This window comes from Vibrio sp. SBT000027 (genome assembly GCF_963894355.1).
GTDB lineage: Bacteria > Pseudomonadota > Gammaproteobacteria > Enterobacterales > Vibrionaceae > Vibrio > Vibrio splendidus.
The window spans coordinates 1,594,046-1,616,758 of sequence record NZ_CAWQGD010000004.1; the positions used below are offsets into that span (position 1 = coordinate 1,594,046).

The window sequence follows — 22,713 nt, forward strand, 5'->3', positions numbered from 1 at the left end:
GAGATTCAACACGGCACTCACTTGGGCTTCACTGTTGATAAACCACTTTGAAACGCTCCAACATAAGTAACATGTCTTCACTTGGTGAGATCTTGAGCTCTTCACATTCACGAGAGAAGAAGTTCCAGTGCGCTTTTCTCCACCATTCTAGTGTTTTGTCACCCTCGCCTTCTGCAGCAGCAAACTCCGCACTCACTTCGTTGTATTTGCACGACGAAACCGACGTGATCTCAACAATACAGACGGGCTTACCATCCCAATCGGTGACGACTTGCAAGTGACCAACGATGGGTCTCGTCTCGCCTTCATGGGTATACCAGTGTTCAAGGCCGCAGGACGCTTGTTTTTCACCTTTTAAAATCAACTGCGCGCAGAGGTTGGCGTTGTACTCGTCGGCGCAGTAATAATCAGCACTAAAGGAGGTGTATTGCGAGGCAATGTCTGCTGGCAATGTGTTGAGGTAGTTATCAAGATAAGCTTTGCTTCTTTCTTCCATGATCTTTCCAAATTCAATATTAGGTTGAGCCGATAAATACTTATAGATTAAGCATCTGGCTGCATTGGGAGTAACCTATCAAGTCAGGTTATTGCTGTAAACCGAGTGAATATCAAAATGTGGGCTGAGAAAGAAGAATATGGGTAGGATTTCGAGGCCAGTACAAGAAGAGCCAAAAAGTAAAAAAGAGCTAAAAGCGCCTTTAGGCTGTGCTTTTAGCTCTTCGTATCTCGTTACTAGAACCTCGTAACTGAGCAGGAAATTAACGTTTTAAGAAGTCGACCGCTTTATCCGGGAAGTCGGTAAACACACCATCGACTTTTACTTGATTGTAAAAAACATCCAACATGCCATCAAAATTATCGGCATAAGCTGGGATTCTCCCAGGGTCAGCACGGAACGTGTACGGGTGAACGTCTAAGCCCGCGTCTTTTGCTGACTTCATCAATGGTTTAATAATGATGTTATCTTTGGTCGATGCATCGTCCACCAGCATAGGTTTCCATGGGCCAATGCCATCAGCATAGCTAGCGACTTTTGCCATTCCGCCCCTCTCAAACATCCAGTCATAACTGTACGGCGTTGCTTTGTCACCTTGGTACGTCATGGTTTCATTCCAATCTGTATAAGCCATCAACTGAACGAGCTTAAGATCCATTTCCATCGCTGGCATAAGTTCATCATTGATGCGTTGAAGTTCATTGGCGTCGAAACACTGCAAGTACACCTTGTCGTCTTTCGATAGATACCCATATTGTTGCAAGGTGGCAAGTACAGCTTTAGAGATATCTTTTCCTTCGTGACGATGGAACCAAGGTGCTTTAATCTCTGGATAGATGCCCACGTCATAACCTAAGGTCTTATTTAAGCCTTGGATCAGCTCAATCTCTTCTGCAAAGGTAGCGACACGGAAATCAGACTGCCACATAGGGAAGCGTGCTGGGAACCCAGCTACTCGATTACCTTGGTCATCTAGGTTAAAGCCTTCAGTCACTTTTAATGATTTGATCTCGGCAAGCGTAAAATCAATCGCGTAATAGCGGCCATCTGCTCGTGCACGGTCTGGAAAGCGGTCAGCAACATCAGTGACGCGATCTAAATAGTGATCATGCAAAACCACCAATTGGTCATCTTTGGTCATCACTACATCTTGTTCGATATAGTCAGGTTTCATTGCGTAAGCGAGTGCTTTAGCCGGTAATGTATGCTCGGGTAAATAACCAGAAGCACCGCGATGCGCAATCACTAAAGGATCGGCGAACGCATTTGCAGATAAGCTAAGTGCTAATAAAGTCAGAGACAGTGACGTTGTTTTCATTATTGTTTCCCTTGATAAAACAGAAGCAGGATATACCTGCCTCTGTTGTTATTAGTATGGTGTGGTTCAGCTAATAAACTACTGAGTTAGCGCTTCTTTCTCTCGTTCGAGATCTTTTTGTTTATGGTGCGCACGCTCACCGAGGAAGGCGTAAAGCAGACAAATTATTGAAGCAACACAAGCTCCGACCAAAATCATGAAGCCGCCATCCCAGCCGTAATGGTCAACCATGAAACCAAGCACGGCATTGGCAGCAACTGCCCCGCCCAGGTAACCAAACAAACCGGTTAAGCCAGCTGCTGTTCCCGCCGCTTTCTTTGGTGCAAGTTCAAGTGCATACAAGCCGATTAGCATTACTGGACCATAAATAAGGAAGCCAATCGCAATCAGTGCCAACATATCAACCGTTGGGTTACCCGCTGGGTTCAACCAGTACACCAACACTGCGACAGTTACGAGAACCATAAACAGGATCCCTGCTGGAGCGCGTCGACCTTTGAACAATTTATCTGAAATCCAACCACACAATAACGTGCCAGGAATACCTGCCCACTCATACAGGAAGTAAGCCCAAGAGGATTTATCTACCGAGAAGTCTTTTGCTTCTTTTAAGTAAACTGGAGCCCAATCGAGTACGCCATAGCGGATAAGGTATACAAACGCGTTAGCAATCGCGATTGACCACAGTAACTTGTTAGAGAAAACGTACTTAAAGAAGATCTCTTTCGCCGTCATTTCTTTCTCGTGAGACGTATCGTAGTCGTCTGGGTAATCGTCTTTGTGTTCTTCAATCGGTGGTAGTCCACAAGATTGAGGCGTGTCTCTTACCGTAAACCAAACGAAGATAGCAACGAGAGTGGCAAAAAATGCAGGAACATAAAAAGCGGTTCGCCAATCGTCGTTAAAAGCCCACAGTCCCAATAAGAACATCGGGCCAATCAAGCCGCCGCCCACGTTGTGAGCAACGTTCCATACCGATACGATCTCGCCACGTTCTTTACGCGACCACCAGTGAACCATGGTTCGCCCACAAGCTGGCCAGCCCATGCCTTGAAACCAACCATTCAAGAACAGCAGGATAAACATCGCAGTGATGCTGCCTGTCGCCCATGGCATGAAGCCGAAGCAGAACATGACCAATGCCGACATTAACAAGCCGCCACTGAGAAAATAACGAGGATTAGAGCGATCAGAAACACTGCCCATTAAAAACTTAGATAAACCGTAAGCGATGGATACTGCGGCTAAAGCAATCCCTAGCTCTCCTCGACTGTACCCTTGCTCAATCAGGTATGGCATCGCCAAACTGAAGTTTTTGCGGACTAGGTAGTAACCGGCATAGCCAACAAAGATGCCGAGAAAAAGCTGCCAACGTAATCGTGTGTAGGTGCTATCGATCTTATCGGTAGATAAGCGATCGATATGCGCCATAGGTTTGAATATTCCAAACATAGGAACCTCATGTGTATTGGGCGATAGAAATAAAATGCTCGAACGAAAAAAGTTCAGCGCTCATTCGAAAGTCTGGGAATTGTATGTGCTTCAGGATTATTTTCTGTGATAGAGATAGCCATTAACAAAAAATAACCTTAAATACAGCACTTTAGTTTCATTTAGTTAGACTACGCTTCATATTTTTGTTTTTGATGGGTTAATTTATCAGCAGTAATTTCGAATGTGAATCAACCCAAAACGAGCGAGCGAACATAAATCAACCAGCAGTAAACGCATTATTCCTACGTATGCATAGTAGACGTCGACAAGTTCGATAAGCTTTGTGGAGTTATGAAGGTGGTTTTGGTTATTGGTTATTGGTTAAACAAGTTCGCCAGCATTAATGCAAACAAAAAGGGCCTAGATTTCTCTAGACCCTTTCAAGTAATAACTCTTAGTGACTTTATGTTGGCTAATTAGACAAAACATTTGCTAACTAGCGCGTCACACAAAGCGATTATTCTTCGATGTAAAAAGCTTCTACAGAGCCTTTTAGAGTAATAAGCATTGGCTGACCACGGCGGTCTAGCGCTTTTGGAGAAGGGATCTTAACCCAACCTTCGCTGATGCAGTATTCTTCAACATCAGTACGCTCTTTACCATTTAGACGAATGCCGATTGGGTATTCGAAACACTCAGCCACGTGGTGTGGGCTGCGTGGGTTACCTGCTAGATGATCTGGTAAAGCTGGTTTTGAATTAGTATCGCTCATGTTCATTACCTGTATGTACGTAAATAAAAAAAGTGCGCCATTCTAGTCAATATAGGCTTTGTGCTCAACAACTGCTGCAATAAATCGTAGTGATCGTTTTAATCAACAGCGAGTTGTTTGATTTAAAGGCGATATAGGTATCATTTCAAACGAAAATTTAACAGGATTATACGTTGTTGATAAAGAGATAGGTTCAATACTCGATAGGTAGATAACCTAATAGTCGGCTTTGCTCCGAGCTTATCGAATAAGCTCTATACTCATCACTTTATGGTTTGCTTCTGAGTCGATATCGACGACTGACCAACCTAACCCTTGGTAGAGTTCCATTACATTGGTGTACACGTACAGTTGAGTTTGTACTGTAGAAGAAACCTGTTTTACACCGCGACTAATCAATTCACTTGCAATACCTTGGCCACGCCATTGAGCATCAACATAAACAGCATTAATCCAAACCACATCCCGAACTTGATGAGGTTCCTGAAAATGGGAATATGCCAAGCCACCAATGACCACATTATCGCGAAGCACTACTATTACTGGAGGGAATTGTACGCAGTCTTTATAGTTATCTTTAAACTTAAAATCCGACCATTCACTTTGAAACAAGCGCTCTAATTCACTCCAATATGGCGAACTTTCATCGCAATTTCTAAAGATTACTTTCTGCATGTCTTTCCATCCTTTGAAGGGCTAATACGGCCATCCTAGCCTTGGTTTATATCAGTGTAGGTAAAGTTACTCTTCTTCGTCGTAATCGTCTGCAGGGTCTTGATTGATTTCTTCGCCACACCCTAAGCATTCGGCTTGCAAATCTGTTGGCATAATAATAATCAAACCACAATGCGGACATAAATCGCCTTGTTGAAACATCCTGCTATTCCTTCTACTTCATGGCTATTGCTTAGGGTACTTTTGCTTACTCGCTTCTAACCAGTCATGGATGACTTGGCGAGCCGACTCCGACGGTGGTGCATTTCGTTTTCCGCAAATTTGGTCAATCTCAAACGGAAACGCTTTGCTCGGGACACGACGTAAACCTATGGTTAAACGCTGAGGTTTGAACATGCGGAATACCACATAGCGGTCGCTCATGATTCGATTATGATAAACACCAATGCAGTGTTTTTGCTCCATGCCTTCTTTTTCAAGGTCGTAGTAATCAGTAAGCGGATGAATGTTGTCGTTACCTAGCAAAGGAACCGGATAAGGAATGTCTTTATCCATCGGGCGGTTACCCTCTAAACGACGCAGTTGACGCTGCTCTGTCCATCTATCGTGAAGTTGTTCGAACATCGCAAATGAGTTCTGGCTGGTAATGGCGCGTAATGGATCATCCATCTCCAAATCTAGTCCTAACAATATCGCGTCTTGGAACATCGCCATCTTTGAAGGCGCATTGAGCCTGCCCTCTTCCACCATCGCAATGCCCAATCGACTGCCGGTTAGAAATGGATGAACTTGGTCCAAACGAAGCGCTGTGTAGCCAACTTTGGAGTAATGCTTGAATTTAAGAACACGTCTTTGCAGCGGTTCGAGAATTCGCACAATGTGGTCAAGCTCATCACCGATGTTGTAATGAAGCTCTAGCTTATCGATAAATTTGAGTGTGGCTTTACTGCCGTCTAAGCCCAGTTTGGTTAAGATTCTCTTCTGCCCTAGGCGACTCAGTTCCAACGCTTTCTTGTTATCGACACTGTGCTTCATGCAGATTAATGCCAAGATAACCGGTCTTAATTCAAGCAGTTGAGCAGCTTCATAAGTATTCGCCGCGAGCCAAAGCATCTGGTATTGATACTCTGGGAAATCATCGGTTATCTCACGATAACGAGCTGGCAATGAATCTAACCAACGACCATTCACATCAAACTGCTCAACGAGGTTTAAGCTCAAGCCAATGCCACCATCGAGCGGTCGTCTACCATCTTCAAATACGTGAAAACCGACAAGCTTTTGAGACCAATCGCGGATCTCAATATCGTAGTCAAAGCCTAATGTTCGAGTTGGGATGGTGAGTAATGCTGTCATTAATGCCTCTTGGTTATTGACGAGTTGGACTAGCGAGCTTATCTAATAGCAAAAAGCGCAAAGATCGAACTCACTTCACTATAACAACCTTTTGTAAATTTCTTATCAATCAAAGCGATATAAATACGAGAGTACTTAGAAGATCTTTGAATGATGATTTTACGCAATATGAGACCTCTTCGATATCATTTACTTAGAGAGAAACTATGCTTGTAACATCACTAATAACAAGAGGCTTTAATTATGGAATACCGACATATTCTGGTCGCACTTGAAATGTCTGATGACTCGAAAATACTCATTGATAGAGCAACCTTCTTCGCGAACAAACTAGAAACGGAACTTTCGTTTGTTTATATCGACGGTACTCACGGAGAAATCTACCCAGAACTCGTTGATATTCAACAAAATAATGGTGACTTACCTGTCAATGATGATGCGATAAAACACTTAAGAGAGTTTGAGGCTTACGCTAAACAGCCGGTTCAGCATATTTTTGTAGGTACGGGTGATTTGAATGACAAACTCAAAGATGCTGTGAAAACACACAACATTGATCTAATGCTCTGTGGTCATCATCATGATTTTTGGCATAAGATCATCTCGCACTCGAAGCAATTGATAGACTCTTCTCCCGTCGACATACTCGTCGTTCCTATGGACTAGAGCTCGTTCCTAAAGACTGACTGCTGCTATGGACTAGAGTTTCTATGGACGGTCTGCTCCTAAAGACTGTCGCTCTTAAAAAATAGCTGTTTGGGCTTATAAAGCCAGGCTTCATTAGCCAACCTCTATCGGTATTATTGGTTGGCTTCTATTCCCTCCTCGATCCTCTTCTTTCCTCAAATTCAACCATTACCCATTTGACGTAATCATTTGTGATCTTGTTTACTCATCCACTCGTAACCGTCTAATAACTAACAAATCACGAGTGCAAGCAATGAAAAAGATTGGTCTCTATCTTTTTACAAACGACTTAAGAATCAACGACAATCAATTGCTAAATTGCGCTGCACATGGCGTCGATAATCTCATTTGCGTGATTGTCGAACCCACTTTGGTTCGTTTCTCTGCTGATCTCGCGCAAGAGCAAAGTTATGGCGCACATCGCCAGGCTTTTGTTTCACAATCGATAGCCAATTTAGAATCGAATTTAGTAAAGCTTGGGCAGCAACTTGTCTTGATTCGCAGTAACCATTTAGAACCAGGCGCTGCTGAGCAAACACTCAGCCAAATTATTGCTACACAGCACGTCACCCACTTTTTCGCCAATGCACACTGCGGTTACGATGAGCGACGATTGATTCGATCAATACAAAGACAGTCGCCTAACTTAGTAATGTGTTTACCACATCACTCAACCTTGTTTGACTCACATGAGCTACCGTTCGAATTATCAAAAGTCCCGAGCTCTTTTACCAAATTTAGAAAGCTAGTCGAGCACTTGGATGTTAATCGCAATGAGACGGTTATTTCAGCTCTACCACCAGCAGTGAGACTAGCATTAACATCGACAATCTCATTATTCAGTTCACCAAATGATGAAAGCGCAGTAATAAGCGATTATTGGGGTGGAGAAGACGCAGGACTAGCGCATTTAGAAAACTACTTTTCACATGACTACGCTTTTAATTACAAGCAGACTCGAAACGCATTTGACGGCATCGAAAACTCAACCAAGTTCTCACCGTGGTTAGCGCTCGGCTGCGTTTCGCCTAAAACGATTTATTGCCATTTAAAACAGTTCGAAGCCGATCATGGCATTAACGATTCAACCTATTGGATCTACTTTGAGTTGTTATGGCGCGAATATTTCTATTGGAAGTGTTTGTCACTGGGTTCCTCGTTGTTCGGTGAAACCTCAAACCATAAACTCGACTCTTCAAACTCCTCAGCGACGTTGAACCTGAATTTAGCCAAATGGAAAAGTGGCAATACCAACTATCCGATTGTCGATGCGTGTATGCGTCAGCTCAATACAACTGGCTATATGTCGAACAGAGGAAGACAACTGGCAGCCAGCTGTTTGATCTACGAACTAGGGATCGATTGGCGACACGGCGCAGCCTATTTTGAGAGCCAACTTATCGACTATGACGTGGCATCAAACTGGGGCAATTGGGCGTATATAGCCGGAGCGCTGAGACCTCAGGTAAGCACTCAAACCAACAAGCAAAAGAATGCCAACCAAGCACAACCCAAATCACGTCATTTTGATTTGGGTAAGCAAACGGATATGTACGACCCAGACCATGCGTTCATCAACAAGTGGAATGTCAGAAGCAAAGAACTTGTCTTAACCAACAATCAGGATGTGTTATGAATTTCAAAACCGTGCGCCTTGTCTTAGGCGACCAACTCAATATCCAGCACTCTTGGTATCAACAGGTTGATGACGAGGTTGTTTACATCATCGCTGAACTTAAGCAAGAGACTGACTACGTTGCATCGCACATCCAAAAGGTGGCCGCTTTTTTCTCTGCGATGGGCTATTTTGCCGACGAACTCAAACAACAAGGTCATCAGGTACTCCACCTCACTCTTGATGACACCACGCAATTTGAAAATCTCGATGCTCTATTGCAACACTACGTACACGAATTCGGCGCTGAGAAATTCGAATATCAAAGGCCAGATGAATATCGCCTTTTAGAGCAGATGAACAAGCTCAAACTTACTAATGCAACCAAAGGTTGTTGTGATTCCGAACACTTCCTCTTTCAATTCGAAGAAATCGAACAACAGTTTCCGAAAGACAAACACATCATGATGGAACACTTCTATCGCCGAATGAGAAAGCGCTTCGACATTTTGCTAGAAGACGGAAAGCCAGTTGGCGGCAAATGGAATTACGACGCGAACAATCGAAAGAAACTCAAGAAACAAGACATTGAAAGCCTGCCTCAACCTCTGATGTTTGCCAACGACATTTCCGCGATTTTAGAACGCATCGAGCGTCATCAAATTCAAACCATTGGTGAAGTTGGCGACCAATTATTATGGCCAGTTAACCGCGCACAAAGCTTGTCTTTACTCGCGCACTTCTGCCAAGTCTGTTTACCGCTGTTCGGTCAGTTTCAAGATGCGATGACGACAGAACACGATTCAAAATGGAGCTTGTACCATAGCCGTCTTTCGTTCTCACTGAACAGTAAACTGCTGAGCCCTAAAGAAGTGATTGATGCAGCGCTGTCGGCCTACCAAGCATCCAGTCATCGAGACAGTTCTTCAAATAAACCAAGCATCGACATTGCACAGGTCGAAGGGTTTGTACGCCAAATACTGGGGTGGCGTGAGTACATACGCGCCGTCTATTGGGCAAACATGCCTGCGTACGCCATTAAAAACCATTATTCAGCAACCAATAAGCTGCCCCATTATTTTTGGGACGGACAAACCAATATGAATTGCATGAAGCATGCGATTGACCAGTCCCTTGAATTTGCTTACGCGCATCACATCCAAAGGTTAATGATCACTGGCAACTTCTGCTTAATTACGGGCATAGACCCCGATCAAGTAGACAGTTGGTACCTTGGTATATACGTCGACGCGATTGAGTGGGTCGAAATGCCAAATACGCGAGGTATGGCACTTTTTGCGGATGGCGGGATCGTCGGAACCAAACCATACTCTGCCAGCGGTTCTTACATCAACCGTATGAGTGACTACTGCAAAGGCTGTCACTACAAGATAAAAGAACGCAGCGGAGAACAATCTTGCCCTTTCAATAGCTTGTACTGGCGCTTTATGAACCAGCACCGCGATGCGTTAAACCGTAACCCACGCATGGGCATGTTATATCGCTCTTGGGACAATATGGATGAACAAGACCAACAAGCGATACTCGAGACCGCAGAACAACGAATCACAAACTTGGAGAATTTATAATGGTTGAGCAACTCAGATTACACATACTAGTTGTCGGTGGGAGTGGCAGTATTGGTTTCGCTGTGGTTAAACACCTATTATCTGAGCTGTCTCGGTTTGATTTTCTTGATGTGCAAGTAGACGCGACTTACCACTCTCAACAGCCAGAACTAGAAAACAGTCGTTTGAGCTGGCACAAAGTCGATGCAACCAATGAAGCTGATATTGAGCAACTCAGCAAACAGTTTGAAAAATTGGACTGGTTGATAAACTGCGTGGGTATGCTTCACACACCAGAGCTCGGGCCGGAAAAAAACTTGTCTTCTATCGACCCTGAGTTTTTCCTGAAAAACATTTCGGTGAATACCCTACCCAGCTTATTATTGGCAAAGCACTTCACACCAGTTCTTAGAACGAGCGACAATCCAAAGTTTGCTGTAGTTTCCGCAAAGGTAGGTAGCATTTCAGATAACAGATTAGGTGGTTGGTATAGCTATCGGTCATCGAAAGCGGCACTCAATATGTTTATCAAAACCATGTCGATTGAATGGCAACGCACCATAAAGAAAGGCACCGTGTTAGCGCTACACCCGGGCACAACAGACACGGCTTTATCGAAGCCTTTTCAGACCAATGTCCCTGAAGGTAAGTTGTTTGAGTCGAGCTATGTCGCCCATCAATTGGTCGATATTATTCGCACTGCCACGCCGGACAAAAGTGGGCACTTCTACGCTTACGATGGTGAGCAGTTAAAGTGGTAGTTAATACCAGTGGCCGTCTTTCATGAGTGCAAAAAAAGAAAACCCAACAGAGCTGAGGCTCTATTGGGTTACTTTTTGAAAGAGCGCCTTAGTTTTTTAAGGCGTTATGACTGACATTTAAAGAAAGATCAAAAACGATGATCACGACTACTCAGCCCAATTGAACTTGCTGTCGTCTACACCTTCTTTTTCTTCTTTAACACGCTCGCGTCGGTGTTGTTCTTCAATTCGCGCAGCGTCTATCTCTTGCATAATGGCTTCGATGTCTGCCAAATCGTCAGTTTCTGTAAACTCGCCCGTCAGCTTGCTGTCTGGCTTTAAGTCGCCTTTCTCGTATAAAGCCCACATTTCCTTGGCATACTCGGTTTTCGCCAATTCAGGGGCAAACTGAGCGTAATAATCACGGATGTTATTGATGTCACGAGCCAACATCCACTCAGCGTTGTTATTAGCCGAAGCGTCGACAGCTTGTGGTAGATCGATAATCACAGGGCCGTATTCATCAACCAATACGTTAAACTCAGACAAGTCACCATGGATCAAACCAACGCAAAGCATTTTAACCACGTAAGTCATCATCACCGCATGATCTTCAATCGCTTGTTCTGGTGGCATTACAACATCGTTCAATCTTGGAGCCACATAACCGTCATCATCAGTGACTAGCTCCATAAGCAGCACGCCATCAAAACAGCCATAAGGAACAGGCACACGTACGCCCGCTTCTGCCAGTTTATACAAGGCATCCACTTCAGCGCTTTGCCACACTTTCTCTTGTTGCTCACGACCAAAGCCAGAGCCTTTTTCCATCGCTCGAGCACGGCGGCTATTTCGGACTTTTCGGCCTTCACGATACGCCGTTGCTTTTTTAAAGCTGCGCTGGCTTATTTCCTTATATACCTTGGCACAACGGATCGTATCGCCGCAGCGTACTATGTACACTGACGCTTCTTTGCCACTCATTAATTGGCTTGTCACCTCGTCGACTAAACCATCGTCAACTAAGGGCTGTATTCTTTTAGGTATCTTCATGCCGCCTTTATACATTAGTTGTCTTACAGATAGAAATATTAACTTAAGAAATGAATGACGAAACTATTAACGTGTTCTAAAAACGAACAGAAATTACGCCAAAGTTGGCTTATGACGACGGCAACGTTCAGAACAGTAAATCACGTCATCCCAACAACGCTGCCACTTTTTACGCCATGAGAAAGGCTTTTGGCAAATAGGACATGTCTTAGTTGGTAAATGAGGCTTCTTGTGCATGGCCGTTTCCTTTTTGATGAGTCCACTTCCTGCGTTTGCCAGAGAATCCTTATTACGCTCGATTCTCGCTTCAGGGAATGACGAAGGTAAAACTAACAAACCTAGAGTTCCTACTACGTTCGTAACTCATTTTAGGGAATAGCGACAGAAACTCTAATCACTCTTCACTGCAGAACGTGACGGCGGAGTGATTGATAACAGCCCCGAAACTCCGTCATCCTCGAGAAGGAGGAACGACTGAGTCGGGGATCTGCTTAATCCAGCCCTGTTTCTATTTCTGCGCTGATGAATATGACTAGAAGCTAAGCAACAACCTTGTACTGCTTCTCCATCTCACTCACACCTAAGCCAGAGTGTTTTGTTACTTTAAGCTGAACAGGCACTCGCTCTTTCAGTGCTTCAACGTGACTAATGACGCCAATCATCTTGCCTGATGCATTCAAGTTATCGAGCGCGTTTAGGGCAATGTCTAAGGTGTCACTATCCAACGTGCCGAAACCTTCATCCAAGAACAAAGAATCAATACTGGTTTTGTAACTCACAAGATCAGAAAGCGCTAATGCCAACGCCAAGCTCACCAAAAAGCTTTCGCCACCGGATAAGGTTTTGGTGTCACGCATCACATCGCCCTGCCATGTGTCGAGCACTTGCAGTTCTAAGCCATCATCGGCTTTACGTTTAAGTTCGTAACGACCATGCAAACGCTGTAGCTGCTTGTTCGCCAAGTACACCAAGTTTTCCAGTGTTAGACCTTGAGCAAACTTACGGAACTTGTCGCCGTTCTTAGAACCAATAAGTGAATTCAGACGTGAAATATCATCAAACTCGACCTGCTGCTCGTCGATCTGCTTGAACAGATCTTGCTGATTACTGCGGTTCTGGCTATCCGTTTCAAGATTGGCAGAAATTGCACCGATCTTTGTCGCATGGCTTTGCTGTGCGTTTTGACACTCAGTAGTCGCTTCTTCAACTTGCTGTTGGTCTTGCTCTTGCCATGCTTTCGCATTTTCGTGATTTTGTAGCTCCACTTGTGTCGCTTTGGCGGTGTTCAACCTAGCTTGCGCACTGACAATCGCTTCGTCTAAAGACTTCTTCAAGCTTTGAAGTTGAGTTCTAACCTCTTCATCTAACAACGCTGCTTCAAAATTAGCCTCATCTTCGAATGGGCTGGTTTTCAGCGCTGCTAACCAAGCATTCGACGCTTGTATGTAGCTCGATTGCTTACTGACTAACTCGTCCGAGAAACCAGTGTGTTTGGTTTGCTCGGTTCGATGTTCCAGCTCGCAACGGTTAAGCACCAACTGCGCGGCATCAAATGCATTTACCGCTTCGGTGACTTTTTGCTTCATCGTATTGCTGGTGGCTTGAATGTCTTTGTCACCAAACAACTCTGTTCTTTCAGCCGTTACACGAGTCAGCTCTAACACTAGAGACTCACTCTGTTGCTTCAGTGTCGCGAGCTCTTTCTCAACACTGCTTAGCTTGTCATCTAAGGTTTTCAATTCGGCATTTTGAGTGATCAGCTGCTTCTCAATATCGGCCTGTTGTTGTTTAGTTTGCTGCCACATGCTTGATGCCTGTGATTTCGCAGTAAACCAATCATCGATATGTTCAAGTTCAGGCGCTTCGATAGCCGTTTGAACCATGCTCTCTTTCAGAGCGTTCCATTGCTGCTCTTTCGCTTGAGCAATCTGAGCCACTTGTTCGTTTGTGCTGTGGTTTTGCTTATTCAGATCCGCTAAGCGTTGCTCGGCCAACTCGAGATTAGACTGCGCCTTGTCAGCCATAACGCTTGCAGACAAGCGTTGTTTTTCAGCTTCCACATAGTGCGCTTTAGCATCACCCAATGCTTTGAGTTGCTGTGAGCTCTGACTTAGTTGAAGTTCACACTGCTGAGCAAAGGTCGCGACTATAACTTCATTACCTAAATCGTTAATCGTTAGCAGCGCCAGTTCAGGAGCCGTGCCAACGAAATCCGATAAGCTCTGTTGAAGCTTGCCAACAACGCCATGCCAATTCAATTGAGCCTGCTGAATATCCGCTTGCGCACGTTGAATGTCATCGTTAAGCGCAGCAATCATAGGGGCAAGAGAATCTAACTGCTGACGATGCTCTTGGCCTTCTTTTTTGATAGCCGTTAGCTCTAGGTTTTCCGTTTCTTTTTGAGCAACCAAATTTGCAGTGTCTTGCGACTGTTCAATCGAATGGTCTGTTGAACCACATAGCGGGCATTCAGATCCAGATTCTAGAGCTGCACGGTATTTTGCTAATTCGCCCTCTTGATCAATCAAACGCGTTAATCGCTCAAGCGAAGTCTCTTTCTCTTTATATCGCTCCACCAGCACTTCACGTTCTTTCGAAAGCTTGTCGACCAACTGAATGTTAGTTTGATGTGCCTGTGTTTTTGCATGCAGCTGTTGCTGGGCATTTAGGAAACCACGGTTGATCTCAAGTAATGAGTGCGTATTGCGATTCCAGTACTCCAACAGATCTTTTTGCGCATTCAATACTTGTTCGCTGATGTTGCCCTGCAATGCTTCCCACTGTTGCTTTGCACTACTCTCTAGCACAACCAATTCACTTAAAGTTTTGTCTTGCGTTGCTTTAGCGTCTTGCGCAGATTTGATGATCGTTTGCTGTGCATCAACCGCACACAAAGCTTGCTTCGCTGAGTTTAGTTGTTCTGCATGTTGGCGCTCTAAAGTACGAACTTGCTCAACTTTGGCTTGCCATTGACCTAGGTATTTTTCCAGATGTTGGTCAGCTTGATGTGTATTTAAATACTCAGTGCTGAGTTGATCTTGTTGCTTCAGTGCATCTGTTTTTTGGACTAAAACGACTTGTTGATTACGCTGCTGCGTATGTTTCTCGTTTAGCGTATTTGCTGCATTAACGGCCGCAGTTTGCTTATCTTTGAGTACGGCAATTTGGTTATCTAGCGGACGGACAAGATCGATGATCTTCTCTTGTTCTTGTTGCTCGGTTTTAACCTGTTCGACAATTGCACTGCTTTGAGTCAGTTTAGTTTGCGCGTCTTTCTTCTCTGCATCACGAACAGCAAGTAACTTGGTGCTGTTATCTAAGTGAGCTTGAGTGGTGTTCACCTCTTGTTCGCAACGCTTTAAATCTTTGTGCATTGGGCGCAGCTTTTCAGCTGGTGCACTGTTTGCCAAACGCTCTAGTGCAGGTTGGTTTCGGTCTAGTTCATCTTGAGCTGTTTTAAGATCGTGATCACTGGCCGCAATAGTTTGCTCAGCTTTGGTCACGTCTTTCCACCAGCTAAGATGCGCTTGCCACTCTTTTAACTGCTCAGACAAACGCTTCTGTTCCGCTTCTGACGTTTCTCGTTCTGTGGTTAGCTCTTTGATTTGCTCTTCAGAGAGTAAGCTCACACCTTCTGCTTTCGCTTTAAGGTGATTAAGCGACTCTTCACTCGACTTGAAATGATCGTAGATGCGCTCAGAGATCAGGCTATAGACTTCTGTTCCCGTCAGCTCTTCAAGTAGCTCTGCACGGTCGTTAGCATTGGCATTTAAGAACGCCGCAAACTCACCCTGAGACAACATGATCGATTTAGTGAAGCGTGAGAAATCGAGACCGGTTACCTGCTCCACCAACTTGGTCTTCTTGGTCAACATAGTTTCTAAAACTTTGTCGGTGTCCGCATCAGCAAACTCACACGTTGGCGTTTGTAATGCGCCATCGTGTTTTCCGCGCGCTCGCTTTTGGTGGAAGTTCGAGCGGTAGGTTTTGCCCTGTACTTCAAACTCCAGCTCAGCAAAACACTCACCCGTGCCACGCGTCATTAATTCATTGTTGCCTTTGGCGATACTCTTCAAACGTGGCGTGCGGTGGAACAACGCCAAACAAATCGCATCAAGAATGGTGGTTTTACCCGCTCCTGTTGGGCCAGTAATCGCAAACAAGCCATTTTCCGCAAACGGTGATTGGGTAAAATCGAGCTTCCAACGTCCTTTCAAAGAGTTCAGGTTTTCAAATTCTAGGCTTAAAATCTTCATACTGGTTACTCTTCTACTTTGTTTGGTGTTTGAGCTCTTTCAGACACTTCAACCATCACTTGTTTAAACTTCACCGTCATTCGCTCTAAACGTGCTTTTTCAGAATCGGTTTCAAATTCTTCTAAGGCAATACGCTTCGTAAACACGTCCATCGGGCTCAATTCTGACAGCGTTTCTGCTGACTCTTGCTCTAATGCTTGATTACGACGTTCTCTTGCTCTGCGCAATTGAAGCACTTCCACATTCAAACCTTCGGTTAGTGCGCGCATACGTTCTTGAAGATCCGACAAGTAATCTTGCGCTTGCACTTCTATCGATAACCACACGCTTTGGTCGCTATCTAAGCCTATATATTGATTCAGTTGAGATTCGATCTCGCTCAAGTCGCCTTTGATTTCAGCTAGGGGTTGGAACGTTGGAACTGGCAATTGAGAAATGGTGCGCTCGCCTTCAACAAACTCAACCACACAGACCTGCTTTTGAGATTTAAGTTCATCAAAGCTTAATGGTATTGGTGAGCCGCAGTAACGAATGTATTCACGCTTTGCCACCACTTGTGGACGGTGGATATGACCAAGTGCAATATAGTCTGCGTCTGGGAAGCCATCAGCGGCAAAACCATCAAGGTTGCCGACATAGATATCGCGTACAGAATCCGATTGTTGAACACCCATCGCCGTTAAATGACCCGTAGCAATAATCGGCATGTGCTCGCTGTTTTCAAACGTCGCACGTTTTTCTACAGCGGCATCATAAACACTTTGGTAGTGCTGTTTGATTGCATCGCCGAGTTGCTTCTGACGCTCAACGCCTGTGACACCCGCCTGGCTGGTCAACACATCGCGAGGGCGAATAAAAGGAATGGCACAAACCAGCGCTTCTACATCGCCGTTCTTGCCTTTTAGTTCGACAACCTGAGTCGCATGATCTTCATTGGTGTTCGGAATCACGTCTGCACCCATGTATTTGAGCAACTGTTGTGTCTCTTTAAGCACAGAGACTGAATCGTGATTTCCACCTAATAACACCAATTGGCAGCCGATCTTGTTCGAATCGACCACAAACTTGTTATACATCTCACGAGCGTAACTCGGCGGAGTACTGGTATCGAAAATGTCGCCAGCAACAATGATCGCGTCGATGTCGTGCTCTGTAACTTGCTCAAGTAACCATTGTAAAAACCGTTCATGTTCATTCTTACGGCTTTTATTGTAGAAGTTTTGGCCAAGGTGCCAATCGGACGTGTGAAGAATCTTCATTGCTGCTCACTGGAAGTCGGTAATACCTTTAATCTAACAAAATAGTCGACATAATTCCCTTTTATAAGCTTGTGAAAACCAACTAATTTCAGGCTTTGGACCAACTCCGCCCATAGCGTGACCAATCGTTATTTTTGATATAAAAAAACCGCTCAACGTTAGAGCGGTTATGGGTGTCCATGACATTAACTGTAAGTTATTTCACAGAGGTCATTAAAAATTGTACGAAGCACCCAGTGTTACTGTGCTAAACGCGACATCGCGACTCGCCAGCCTATTACCATTAGGGCCGAAGAATTCGATATTTACTGCATCTGCTTGCGAGATTAAACGTAAGGTTAGGTTTTCTACTGGCGTGTATTCAACACCTATACCAAAATGGAAGCCTGCACCAGAATCATCATCAATGTAACTAGAGCCCTTAGAGTTTAGATCAACGTAGCTAAGGCCTGCGGTTACAAACGGACGAATTGAATTATCAAACGTGTAACCCAAATTTGCCGCAACAGAGAAAGATGTTGGTGATAGTACCTTAGTGCCAAATTTTTCGTAATCAGCATAATCTGTGTAACCAAGTTCGATACCAACAATGCGGTTAAATTGGTAACCACCGTAAAGGCTATATCCCATGCTTTCAGCATCTAGACTGCCTGCGCCGTCAGTGTCTGAGTCTTGATACACACCAAGGCCTGCGCCAATGTATGGACCGCCCTCAATACCAGCAGCAAGTGTAGGAAGTGAAACTAAGCCAATTAGGCCCAATAGAAATGATGATTTAAGCATGAAAATACCCTTTTTTTGTCTGTCCTACAGTAACGTTGATCAACAGCCAATAGTTTCCGACACTATTTCACCTGTTGCGCTACTGTTTAAAATAAATTAAATAAGCAACTCCTAATGAATAATAAAACACTGTTCATTTACGGAGCGAATGAGAAGGTATCACAAGATTTTTAGGTCATCAAACGAACAATCATAGATATTTAATCCAGTCTTATTTATGAGACAGATGCATTTCCTGCGGCGTAACGAGTACTAAAATACGTATAAACCTGATAGTAAACCTGAGCATCATAAAAATTAAATTATTTATAATCATGTCGTTACAGTAATAACTAAATTGTTACTCGTTCTCAAAAACAACCTGAATCTTCACGCCTAAATATAAAAACTCATCCTGCTCCTCCCTTTTTCCAATAAAAGATATAAAGAGAAGAATGAGTTTAATTTTGGGAGGGTATTTATTTAGAACAGCCTGCTATTAAAATATATTTCAATTTAATTCATATTATTAACGAGCTTCAGCGAGACTAGCCAAATAGTTATTCGTTAAATAAAAGCCGCTGAACTTCTCAATAAAGTCCGCAGGAACGGTTTTATCGGTCAAGCCAGATTCAATCAGCGCCACTTGCCACTTCTGTACTTTAGGGAAGCCTTCAAGCATATCAAAACCAGAGCCCTCTTTAATTACTGACGCTCGGTGCAACAGTGGTAGCCAAGCGATGTCGACGTTAGAGATGTAATCGCCTTTGAAGAAGTCGCTGTCACCCAGCTTGTTCTCGGCCTTTTGGAAGGATTTTTGAAGATTCGCTAAACGCGTCTCAAAGGTTTCTTTATCTTTACTGCCCATCGTTCCACATTGCGGCATGTAATGTTTGCTTGCCTGATAAGACCAAGCGCGATCTAGTGCTTTTTGCTCTGGAGACACCTCTTCTATCCGCGCATATTTATCGTCTAAGTATTCAACAATTGCATCTGACTCAAACAGAACTGTGTCATTTTCTGTAATCAATACTGGCACTTGTCCGTTTGGCGAAATATCTAGGAACCATTGAGGTTTATTATTTAGCTCAATGTATTCAATTTCAAATGGGACATTTTTCATTACTAAAGCACCCATTACACGTTGAACGAATGGGCAGTTTTTAAAGCTAACAAGTTTAATCATGGTTGACTCCGAATTAGGTCATTAATTTGTATTTGTACCCCTAAGACGAACGCCAAAACCGAAAGACGAAAAATAATTCCATTTTTGTGGAAATAATTAAATACGAAGGCAACTAAAGGCAGTCACTTTAAGTCGTCACTTTCGGTAGGAACTTTAGATAATATGTTTGAATGCCTAATTACGAGCGGCTAAACGATCAAAGATATTGCAATAGACGCCATGATCATGCCAACGACAAATTCCAACACCTTCCACGCTCTCGGGTTCTTAAACATTGGAGCCAAGAAGCGTGCGCCATATCCAAGTGAAAAGAAGAACACAAACGACGCCGATACTGCACCAGCGCCAAACAACATTTGATTAGGTTGATATTGCGTTGAGATAGAACCCAGCAATACCACAGTATCCAAATACACATGCGGATTAAGCCAAGTAAACGCCAAACACATCGCAATCGCTTTGGTTAACGAGTCTTTGGTTTCAGCAGTGGCTTCTAAGGCGTGGGTTTCAGTAAATGCTGAACGGAAGCTTAAGAATGAGTAGACACCCAAAAAGATAGCGCCGCCATAACGAGCGAGCTGCTCAATTTGTGGGAACTGTTTAACGATTGCGCCAAAGCCTGTAACGCCGAAGCTAATTAGTAAGGCATCAGAAATGGCACATACAGCACAAACTGCCAATAAGTGTTGATTCTTAAGCCCTTGCTTTAAAACAAATGCATTTTGAGAACCGATTGCAAGAATCAGCGAAAGCCCAAGGGAAAAACCAGCAAAATAAGTCGTCATGGAAAAAGGTCTGTAAAAGTAGTGACGGTAATAATTGACACAATACTGCCAATTAATCAGATTGTTAACAAGTGACTCTGTTGTTTATCAATGACACGTTTCGTGTATTTTTGGCCATTAGAGTAACAAAAACACGAGGAGCAGACGCACACTTCGACTCTAACCGAAACGAGTCACCCTACTCTCAGACACAATAATTAACAATCCAATCAATTGATTTTAAACACCTTTAATTCCAAGCTTTATTTTATAAATATTGATTTTATTAATAGAATTCAGCTCAAAGTTTGAGAATTAAAAATCGATCACAGTGAGATCTTCCTACCATTTCATTGACCAAGCGAATGATACAAGTCTGATTGCATATTACCTTTTAACTGCGTTTTGAGCGGGCATTTCCCTCTCACTCAACTGACTTACTGCGTGTTTTTTACACTTCGTTTCGAAGAAGTCAGCGTTAGTCGCACAACTATTTAGTCGCACAATGATAAGGATGCACCACAGATGAATCACGGACAAAGACTTACCACTATAGCCCTAGCTATTATGGCTTCAACCCACGTATCAGCTACGACTCTGAACGAGAGTAGCCCAGAGCCACAACCTATCAACTCTCCTTTTATTCAAGATGTAAAAGGCACGATTGTTGAGGATTACTCACGAGAAACTATTCAACCTTCATTCTTCTCTATGAGAATGATGAGTAACGCCGATGAACAGCGCGGCGATTGGTTTAACTTATCGGCGAGCTACACAAGACTTCAGGGCGTGGGTTCAGATATTGTGTATGACTACCTAATGCCCCCTCTTATGCCACAGCCAGTTATCGTTGCCGTTCTTGATTCGGGTGTCGATGTTGAACATGAAGACCTAAAAAACAAACTTTGGACCAATGAAGGCGAGATCCCAGGCAACGGCATTGATGATGACGGCAATGGGTACATCGATGATGTCCACGGCTGGAACTTTCTGGGTAACTCGTTAGGTATTAACGTTGATCAAGACACACTAGAGGTTACCAGAGAATACAAAAAGTACCTCGAGTTAAAAGAAAATGGACATTGGATTCCGCGTAAGAAACGCAAGTACTATCAAGGTGTTGAATCTGATTACTTGTCGTCTCTAAAAGATGACCAAGATGCATTGAATCGTGTAACAACAGCAACTGAGCAAGCCAACGAGTACAAAGCAGAAATCCTTAAACTTACCGATCACAAAGACTTCACGGTAAACGGATTGCAACCGCTATTGAATAACGAAAACCCGAGCATTGTTACTTCAGCTGAAGGGCTTTTGAGCGTATTTGATTCATGGTATTCATTCGAATATCTAGAATCACGTCGTAGCCGCTATCAAGACTCTCTAGATTTCCACCTTAACCTAGAGCTCGATACGCGTGGCGATATTGTTTGGGATGACATTTCTAACCCTTGGGAAAAAGGCTACGGCAACAACGATGTAAAAGGCCCTGTAGGCTCACACGGCACACACGTTGCTGGAATCATCGCTGCTGAGCGTAACAACTCAGTGGGTATTGATGGTGTGGCAGATCATGCTCAAATCATGGCAGTACGTATGGTGCCAAATGGCGATGAGCGAGACAAAGATATTGCTAATGCGGTGCGTTACGCCGTCGATAATGGCGCGAAGATCATTAACATGAGCTTCGGGAAAAGCTACTCACCACGCAAATACATTGTCGACCATGCATTCCGCTATGCCGCTCGTAAAGGCGTGTTGATCGTTCACTCTGCGGGTAACAGCCGCAACGATAACGACATCAAACCAAGCTTTCCAAACCGTTACGCTAAGCACTATCGCTCGAAGCCTATTTCAACGTGGTTAGATGTGGGCGCATCAGCGAAATACGCAGACGAAACCTTGGTCGCAAGCTTCAGTAACTTCGGTCAGAAATCGGTTGATGTATTTGCACCGGGATATCGAATTTTGTCAACCACACCGGGGAATACTTACGGTTCGAAAAGTGGCACAAGTATGGCTGCGCCTGTCGTTTCTGGCGTCGCTGCGTTGGTGTGGTCGCGCTATCCTGATTTATCGGTAAAAGAGCTAAAGGCGATGTTAATGGGTGAATCAAAAATCTACCCAGAGCTGCTTGTTAAAAAGCCATCAAGCCCAGAAGATTTGGTTCCTTTCAGTACCCTTTCTATCTCAGGCAGCGTAGTAGATGCCGAAGCGATATTTGCAGAACTAGAAACACGCTAACGCTTTAACTATTAGTCATTGATACCGGATATTCGTCATTCCCTAAAGCGAGGGACGAGCGTTATAGGGAATCTCGCTTTGCGGTTAGAGATTCCACATACCTCATCCCTCGGTTCTGGAATGACGCTGGGGAATCAAGTCAATGTTGTGCACGTCACTTCTGACTGTGAGGCGCTACAACTACCTCACTCTTAACAACGAGGAACTACAACCGTGTCACTTTCTACGTAGAGATACACCCCGCCCGTCATTCCCTAAAGTGAGGAACGAACGTGATAGGGAATCTCGCTTTGCGGTTAGAGATTTCTCATCCCTCGGTTCTGGAATGACGCTGGGGAATCAAGTCAATGTTGTGCACATCACTTCCTACTGTGAGGCGCACAACCACCTCACTCTTAACAGCGAGGAACTACAACCGTGTCACTTTCTACGTAGAGATACACCCACCCTTTCATTCCCTACAGTGAGGAACGAACGTGATAGGGAATCTTTCTTTTACTTCGATCTACAGTTTCGACCGCATCTACC

The 22,713-nt window shown here is 44.1% G+C and carries 19 protein-coding genes; 5 read left to right on the forward strand and 14 right to left on the reverse strand.

The window, feature by feature from the left end; all coding sequences use genetic code 11:
* Positions 1–28: 28 nt before the first annotated feature.
* From AACU28_RS16910 to AACU28_RS16940, 7 genes are all read right to left on the reverse strand, one after another.
* The gene (locus AACU28_RS16910) at positions 29–496 is read right to left on the reverse strand and encodes an ASCH domain-containing protein (protein ID WP_009846847.1); all 468 of its coding nucleotides are present in this window, start codon (positions 494–496) and stop codon (positions 29–31) included.
* A gap of 262 nt (positions 497–758) precedes the next feature.
* Positions 759–1,814, reverse strand: a complete 1,056-nt coding sequence (gene glpQ, locus AACU28_RS16915; RefSeq protein WP_102444683.1) for a glycerophosphodiester phosphodiesterase — start codon at positions 1,812–1,814, stop codon at positions 759–761.
* A 78-nt stretch (positions 1,815–1,892) separates the two neighbouring features.
* The gene (gene glpT / locus AACU28_RS16920; protein WP_017083570.1) at positions 1,893–3,266 is read right to left on the reverse strand and encodes a glycerol-3-phosphate transporter; all 1,374 of its coding nucleotides are present in this window, start codon (positions 3,264–3,266) and stop codon (positions 1,893–1,895) included.
* 499 nt (positions 3,267–3,765) lie between these two features.
* Entirely contained in the window at positions 3,766–4,020 is a 255-nt protein-coding gene (locus AACU28_RS16925) for a DUF3297 family protein (protein WP_004733911.1), read from the reverse strand.
* A gap of 240 nt (positions 4,021–4,260) precedes the next feature.
* The gene (locus tag AACU28_RS16930) at positions 4,261–4,695 is read right to left on the reverse strand and encodes a GNAT family N-acetyltransferase (protein ID WP_108123211.1); all 435 of its coding nucleotides are present in this window, start codon (positions 4,693–4,695) and stop codon (positions 4,261–4,263) included.
* Positions 4,696–4,761: 66 nt separating this feature from the next.
* Positions 4,762–4,896, reverse strand: a complete 135-nt coding sequence (locus AACU28_RS16935) for a hypothetical protein (protein ID WP_017078071.1) — start codon at positions 4,894–4,896, stop codon at positions 4,762–4,764.
* A gap of 24 nt (positions 4,897–4,920) precedes the next feature.
* Positions 4,921–6,051 (reverse strand): PcfJ domain-containing protein, encoded by a 1,131-nt coding sequence (locus AACU28_RS16940; RefSeq protein WP_108123212.1) that lies wholly within the window; start codon positions 6,049–6,051, stop codon positions 4,921–4,923.
* A gap of 243 nt (positions 6,052–6,294) precedes the next feature.
* Between AACU28_RS16940 and AACU28_RS16945 the strand changes: the two genes are divergently transcribed.
* From AACU28_RS16945 to AACU28_RS16960, 4 genes are all read left to right on the forward strand, one after another.
* Positions 6,295–6,717, forward strand: a complete 423-nt coding sequence (locus tag AACU28_RS16945; protein ID WP_004733915.1) for a universal stress protein — start codon at positions 6,295–6,297, stop codon at positions 6,715–6,717.
* Positions 6,718–6,991: 274 nt separating this feature from the next.
* On the forward strand, positions 6,992–8,374 hold the full coding sequence (locus tag AACU28_RS16950; protein WP_121603285.1) for a DASH family cryptochrome: 1,383 nt from the start codon (positions 6,992–6,994) through the stop codon (positions 8,372–8,374).
* Positions 8,371–9,942, forward strand: a complete 1,572-nt coding sequence (locus AACU28_RS16955) for a cryptochrome/photolyase family protein (protein WP_121603286.1) — start codon at positions 8,371–8,373, stop codon at positions 9,940–9,942. The genes AACU28_RS16950 and AACU28_RS16955 overlap by 4 nt, the downstream gene beginning before the upstream one ends.
* Positions 9,942–10,682 (forward strand): SDR family oxidoreductase, encoded by a 741-nt coding sequence (locus AACU28_RS16960; RefSeq protein WP_121603287.1) that lies wholly within the window; start codon positions 9,942–9,944, stop codon positions 10,680–10,682. Before AACU28_RS16955 ends, AACU28_RS16960 begins: the two co-directional genes overlap by 1 nt.
* Positions 10,683–10,829: 147 nt before the next feature.
* On the opposite strand, the gene AACU28_RS16965 is transcribed toward AACU28_RS16960, so the two are convergent.
* From AACU28_RS16965 to AACU28_RS16995, 7 genes are all read right to left on the reverse strand, one after another.
* Complete coding sequence (locus AACU28_RS16965; RefSeq protein ID WP_029221996.1) at positions 10,830–11,714, reverse strand: PA4780 family RIO1-like protein kinase; 885 nt, start codon at positions 11,712–11,714, stop codon at positions 10,830–10,832.
* A gap of 93 nt (positions 11,715–11,807) precedes the next feature.
* On the reverse strand, positions 11,808–11,951 hold the full coding sequence (locus AACU28_RS16970; protein ID WP_017078065.1) for a DUF2256 domain-containing protein: 144 nt from the start codon (positions 11,949–11,951) through the stop codon (positions 11,808–11,810).
* A gap of 302 nt (positions 11,952–12,253) precedes the next feature.
* On the reverse strand, positions 12,254–15,970 hold the full coding sequence (locus AACU28_RS16975) for an SbcC/MukB-like Walker B domain-containing protein (protein ID WP_121603288.1): 3,717 nt from the start codon (positions 15,968–15,970) through the stop codon (positions 12,254–12,256).
* A gap of 5 nt (positions 15,971–15,975) precedes the next feature.
* The gene (gene sbcD, locus AACU28_RS16980; protein ID WP_102570878.1) at positions 15,976–17,229 is read right to left on the reverse strand and encodes an exonuclease subunit SbcD; all 1,254 of its coding nucleotides are present in this window, start codon (positions 17,227–17,229) and stop codon (positions 15,976–15,978) included.
* A gap of 213 nt (positions 17,230–17,442) precedes the next feature.
* Positions 17,443–18,012, reverse strand: coding sequence for a porin family protein (locus tag AACU28_RS16985; protein ID WP_017078062.1), 570 nt, complete (start codon positions 18,010–18,012; stop codon positions 17,443–17,445).
* 508 nt (positions 18,013–18,520) lie between these two features.
* Positions 18,521–19,177 (reverse strand): glutathione S-transferase family protein, encoded by a 657-nt coding sequence (locus AACU28_RS16990; protein ID WP_121603289.1) that lies wholly within the window; start codon positions 19,175–19,177, stop codon positions 18,521–18,523.
* 188 nt (positions 19,178–19,365) lie between these two features.
* Entirely contained in the window at positions 19,366–19,962 is a 597-nt protein-coding gene (locus AACU28_RS16995) for a LysE/ArgO family amino acid transporter (RefSeq protein ID WP_017080700.1), read from the reverse strand.
* A gap of 504 nt (positions 19,963–20,466) precedes the next feature.
* On the opposite strand from AACU28_RS16995, the gene AACU28_RS17000 reads away from it, so the two are divergent.
* The gene (locus AACU28_RS17000) at positions 20,467–22,185 is read left to right on the forward strand and encodes a S8 family peptidase (protein ID WP_017090254.1); all 1,719 of its coding nucleotides are present in this window, start codon (positions 20,467–20,469) and stop codon (positions 22,183–22,185) included.
* Positions 22,186–22,713: the final 528 nt, after the last annotated feature.

What these genes read in the sequence shown, in the direction of transcription:
- AACU28_RS16910 (WP_009846847.1), bottom strand. Translation starts at nt 496, where the DNA reads ATGGAAGAAAGAAGCAAAGCTTATCTTGATAACTACCTCAACACATTG.
- glpQ (WP_102444683.1), bottom strand. Translation starts at nt 1,814, where the DNA reads ATGAAAACAACGTCACTGTCTCTGACTTTATTAGCACTTAGCTTATCT.
- glpT (WP_017083570.1), bottom strand. Translation starts at nt 3,266, where the DNA reads ATGTTTGGAATATTCAAACCTATGGCGCATATCGATCGCTTATCTACC.
- AACU28_RS16925 (WP_004733911.1), bottom strand. Translation starts at nt 4,020, where the DNA reads ATGAGCGATACTAATTCAAAACCAGCTTTACCAGATCATCTAGCAGGT.
- AACU28_RS16930 (WP_108123211.1), bottom strand. Translation starts at nt 4,695, where the DNA reads ATGCAGAAAGTAATCTTTAGAAATTGCGATGAAAGTTCGCCATATTGG.
- AACU28_RS16935 (WP_017078071.1), bottom strand. Translation starts at nt 4,896, where the DNA reads ATGTTTCAACAAGGCGATTTATGTCCGCATTGTGGTTTGATTATTATT.
- AACU28_RS16940 (WP_108123212.1), bottom strand. Translation starts at nt 6,051, where the DNA reads ATGACAGCATTACTCACCATCCCAACTCGAACATTAGGCTTTGACTAC.
- AACU28_RS16945 (WP_004733915.1), top strand. Translation starts at nt 6,295, where the DNA reads ATGGAATACCGACATATTCTGGTCGCACTTGAAATGTCTGATGACTCG.
- AACU28_RS16950 (WP_121603285.1), top strand. Translation starts at nt 6,992, where the DNA reads ATGAAAAAGATTGGTCTCTATCTTTTTACAAACGACTTAAGAATCAAC.
- AACU28_RS16955 (WP_121603286.1), top strand. Translation starts at nt 8,371, where the DNA reads ATGAATTTCAAAACCGTGCGCCTTGTCTTAGGCGACCAACTCAATATC.
- AACU28_RS16960 (WP_121603287.1), top strand. Translation starts at nt 9,942, where the DNA reads ATGGTTGAGCAACTCAGATTACACATACTAGTTGTCGGTGGGAGTGGC.
- AACU28_RS16965 (WP_029221996.1), bottom strand. Translation starts at nt 11,714, where the DNA reads ATGAAGATACCTAAAAGAATACAGCCCTTAGTTGACGATGGTTTAGTC.
- AACU28_RS16970 (WP_017078065.1), bottom strand. Translation starts at nt 11,951, where the DNA reads ATGCACAAGAAGCCTCATTTACCAACTAAGACATGTCCTATTTGCCAA.
- AACU28_RS16975 (WP_121603288.1), bottom strand. Translation starts at nt 15,970, where the DNA reads ATGAAGATTTTAAGCCTAGAATTTGAAAACCTGAACTCTTTGAAAGGA.
- sbcD (WP_102570878.1), bottom strand. Translation starts at nt 17,229, where the DNA reads ATGAAGATTCTTCACACGTCCGATTGGCACCTTGGCCAAAACTTCTAC.
- AACU28_RS16985 (WP_017078062.1), bottom strand. Translation starts at nt 18,012, where the DNA reads ATGCTTAAATCATCATTTCTATTGGGCCTAATTGGCTTAGTTTCACTT.
- AACU28_RS16990 (WP_121603289.1), bottom strand. Translation starts at nt 19,177, where the DNA reads ATGATTAAACTTGTTAGCTTTAAAAACTGCCCATTCGTTCAACGTGTA.
- AACU28_RS16995 (WP_017080700.1), bottom strand. Translation starts at nt 19,962, where the DNA reads ATGACGACTTATTTTGCTGGTTTTTCCCTTGGGCTTTCGCTGATTCTT.
- AACU28_RS17000 (WP_017090254.1), top strand. Translation starts at nt 20,467, where the DNA reads ATGAATCACGGACAAAGACTTACCACTATAGCCCTAGCTATTATGGCT.